The sequence below is a fragment of the Microbacterium sp. genome, from assembly GCF_051953575.1.
GTDB lineage: Bacteria > Actinomycetota > Actinomycetes > Actinomycetales > Microbacteriaceae > Microbacterium.
The window spans coordinates 1-3,539 of record NZ_JBQCIP010000264.1; the positions used below are offsets into that span (position 1 = coordinate 1).

Below are 3,539 nucleotides of genomic sequence, written 5' to 3' on the forward strand. Positions count from 1 at the left end.
CGCCAGCGCACGAACAGCGCAGCCGCGCGCTCCCATCGCGCCGGCTCCACGGAGTCGACGGATGCTTCGGCGCCCGGCTGCGTCATAGCGCCAATTCTGTCCACACCATGCCCGAGCGCGATAGAGGGTCGTTGATACATCGCCGGACGGATTTCTCCGGATGCCGGCGGCCGATGTCACGCGGGGGTCCCGCCACTTAGAATTCGGGCATGACGTCCGCCTCGTTCCTCTACGTCTGCGTGCGCCCGCAGGTGGGCGCGGCCGCCGCCGAATACGAGTCGTTCCGCACCGCGATGCACCTCGACGAAGGCGCCCTCGACCGGCACGATCTGGTGCGCGAAACGCTGCCGGACGACGTGTTCGACCGGTACGCCGGCTTCGTCGTCGGCGGCAGCCCCTTCAACGTGGCCGACCCCGAGTCGACGAAGACCGAGGCGCAGCGCCGGCTCGAAGCGGACCTGGCGCGCATCGCCGAGCGCGTCGCCCCGGGCGAGGGCCCTGCGGCCCTGTTCACCTGCTACGGCATCGGGATCGCCACGCGGGCGCTCGGCGGCACCGTGAGCCGCGCGTTCCCCGAAGACACCGGCCCGGTCGCGGTCGACCTGACTCCCGAGGCCGCCGCCGACCCGCTGTTCGGGTCGCTCGCGAACCGGTTCACGGCGCTCACCGCGCACAAGGAGGGCACCGAGGCCCTTCCGCCCGGCGCTGTGCTGCTGGCGAAGAACGACGGATGCCCCGTCCAGGCGTACCGGGTCGGCGACCGCCTGTACGCGACGCAGTTCCACCCCGAGCCGACGGCGAAGGCGTTCACCGAGCGCATGGCCGTGTACCGGGACGACGGCTACTTCGAGTCGAGCGACTACGACGCCATCGCGGGGCGCGTGCTGGCGGCATCCATCACCGAACCGGCCCGGCTGCTGCGCGCCTTCGCGACGCGGTTCGCCCCGCGCTGACTCACGCCTCGGCGTTGCGGACCTCGATGGAGGTGCGCATCGCGGCGCCGATCACCGCGGCGCCGATGATCACGACGGCGACGACGATCGCCGTCACCCCGATGGCCGTGCTCGACGGCTCGCCGGTGAGGCGGGCGACGCCGAGCCAGACGAGTCCCCACGCGAGGGCGAGGGCGGGGGCGATCCGCCAGTGGCTCGCCGCCTCGATGCCGAGACCGATCACGGCGACCACGAGCAGCACGACGATCCCCCACAGGTCGGCGGCGGCATCCCATCCCGGCTCGCCGACGGACGTGAGCCAGGCCGCGATGTTCGCGACGGTCGCGAGCGTCACCCAGCCCAGGTGCAGGCCGGTCACGCCGTCGACGAGCAGGCGGTCCGCCCAGCCGTCCGCCGGTTCGTCGACCGTGCGGTGGAAGGTGATGCCCAGCACCGCGAGCAGCACGACGATGGCCAGCACGGTCAGTGCGAGGGAACCGAACTGCGCGACGACCAGCCAGAGACCGTTGAGGACCATGGTGCCGGCGATCAGCCAGCCGAGCGCCCGCTGCCGGTCGCTCGCACGCTGTCGGGGCAGGGCCTGCCAGACGGTGTACGCCAGCAGGCCGACGTAGATCACGGTCCAGATCGCGAAGGCGGGACGAGCCGGCGCCAGGTACGAGCCGTCCTGATCCAGGGCTCCGCCCTGCAGGTCCTGCACCGACGTGCCGCCGAACACGCCGGTGCCCACCATCGCCGCGATGATCATGAAGCAGAACGCAGCGATCACCACGATCTGCCGTGCCAGGTCCTGAGCCTTCATGCCGCCCACAGTACGGGGAGCCTGCGAACGACGGTGAGCATGTTGACAGCCCGTCTCGCAGGGGATAGGCCGGGCGCCCCGCTAGGCGCCGGCGGGCGGGTCGATCAGCAGCGCGACGCGCTCGTCGAGGTAGACCTGCAGGGGCATGAGCGCGCCCGCGGCGCTCCAGCGGATGCTCGGGATGCCGTCCTGCACGGCGAGCGGGGCGTCCAGGGGGTCGAGGCGCAGCGCGCGCCAGCCGACATGCACCGTCTCACCTTCGGCGAACCCGCCGCGGCGCGCCGCGAACGCGAGCTCGGAACGCTGGCGCTGCGACTCCGCGGTGTACCCGCGGCGGGCCTCCTGCCGGGCGCGCACGATCTCGCCCGTCGCGAGGACGGCGTCGTCGGTCAGCAGCAGCGCACCGAGGTGCCACGCCGTGCCGCGCCGTTCGATGCGCGCGGCACGTGCGACGCCGAGGATGCGCCGCGGCACGACGAGCTCGCCGAGAGCCTCGCGCGGGGCGGCCTCCGCGGTCAGGCGGGCGCGGGCGGCGTCGAGCAGTCCGGCGGTGTTCACGCCATGTCGTCCTGGAAGGCCGTCGACGCCTTCACCTTCTCGCCGCGGATCGACATGCCGATGAGCGGGAACAGCAGCACCGACAGCATGCCGCCGGCCACCAGGACGGTCTGCTGGCTCGTCTGGAGGATTCCCTCGTCGACGCCGATCGAGGTCACGGCCACGATGATCGGCAGACCCGTGGCGCCGAGGAGTGCGATCGAGAGCCGGTCGCGCCGGGACGAGCCCTCGGGGGCGGCCAGCATCGACGGCAGCCCGCGGGCGAGGAACAGCACCACGAGCACCACCGGCACGAGGAGGAACAGGACCGGCTGGTCGAGCAGCGACTTCAGATCGAACGTCACGCCCGTGTAGATGAAGAAGATGGGCACGAGGAACCCGAAGGCGACGCCCTCGATCTTGCTCTCGACGGCCTCGCGGTCCTCCTCGGACGCATCTCGCATGAGGAGCCGCCAGATGATGCCGGCGGTGAACGCCCCCAGCAGCATGTCGAGGTCGAACACGATGCTCAGCACCACCAGGGCGCCGAGGATCAGGAAGACGACACGGATCGCGAACTGGCCCGACGTGTGCAGCGTCGAGCTGACGAACTCGTGCATCGCCCCACGCGGGAGCTTGAACGCCAGCCAGATCGCCAGCCCCGCGACGACCGCGAACGCGACGAGCACGATCGTCGCGGTGCCGAGGTTGCGCCCGCCGAGGAACAGCGAGATCGCGATCAGCGGGCCGAACTCGCCGACGGCGCCGATCGCGGCGACGGCCTGACCGAAGGGCGTGCGCAGCTCGCCGGCGTCCCGCAGGATCGGCAGGAGCGTGCCGAGCGCGGTCGAGCACAGCGCGACGCCGATCACGATCGCCGCCTCGCCGGGGGCGAGCACGAAGCCGGCCGCCACGCCGACGACGAGGCTGATCAGCCAGCCGAGCGACGCGCGTTTGCCGAGCCGGCCGCGGAACGACGCGAACTGGATCTCGGTGCCGGCGACGAAGAACAGCATCGCCAGGCCGAACTCCGAGAGCGTGTCGACGAACGGCGCGGGCACCGCCCAGCCGAGGACCGACGGTCCGACCAGGATGCCGAGCACCAGCTCGAACACGACCACCGGGATGCGGACCCAGCGCCCGAGCCCGCGGGCGAGCAGGGGCGCCAGCACCGCCAGCAGCGGGATGATCAGCAGGGTCAGCGGATGCACGTCTTCCACGCGATCAGACTAGCGACGCGGGGCCCC

4 protein-coding genes are annotated in these 3,539 nt (G+C 71.9%); 1 reads left to right on the plus strand and 3 read right to left on the minus strand.

The window, feature by feature from the left end:
- The first annotated feature begins 209 nt into the window (after positions 1-209).
- On the plus strand, positions 210-953 hold the full coding sequence (locus ACTHNQ_RS16650; RefSeq protein ID WP_440335071.1) for a glutamine amidotransferase-related protein: 744 nt from the start codon (positions 210-212) through the stop codon (positions 951-953).
- A 1-nt stretch (position 954) separates the two neighbouring features.
- On the opposite strand, the gene ACTHNQ_RS16655 is transcribed toward ACTHNQ_RS16650, so the two are convergent.
- From ACTHNQ_RS16655 to ACTHNQ_RS16665, 3 genes are all read right to left on the minus strand, one after another.
- Positions 955-1,755 (minus strand): TspO/MBR family protein, encoded by an 801-nt coding sequence (locus ACTHNQ_RS16655; RefSeq protein WP_440335072.1) that lies wholly within the window; start codon positions 1,753-1,755, stop codon positions 955-957.
- Positions 1,756-1,836: 81 nt separating this feature from the next.
- Entirely contained in the window at positions 1,837-2,313 is a 477-nt protein-coding gene (locus ACTHNQ_RS16660; protein WP_440335073.1) for a glutaminase, read from the minus strand.
- Positions 2,310-3,512, minus strand: coding sequence for a cation:proton antiporter (locus tag ACTHNQ_RS16665; RefSeq protein WP_440335074.1), 1,203 nt, complete (start codon positions 3,510-3,512; stop codon positions 2,310-2,312). The genes ACTHNQ_RS16660 and ACTHNQ_RS16665 overlap by 4 nt, the downstream gene beginning before the upstream one ends.
- Positions 3,513-3,539: the final 27 nt, after the last annotated feature.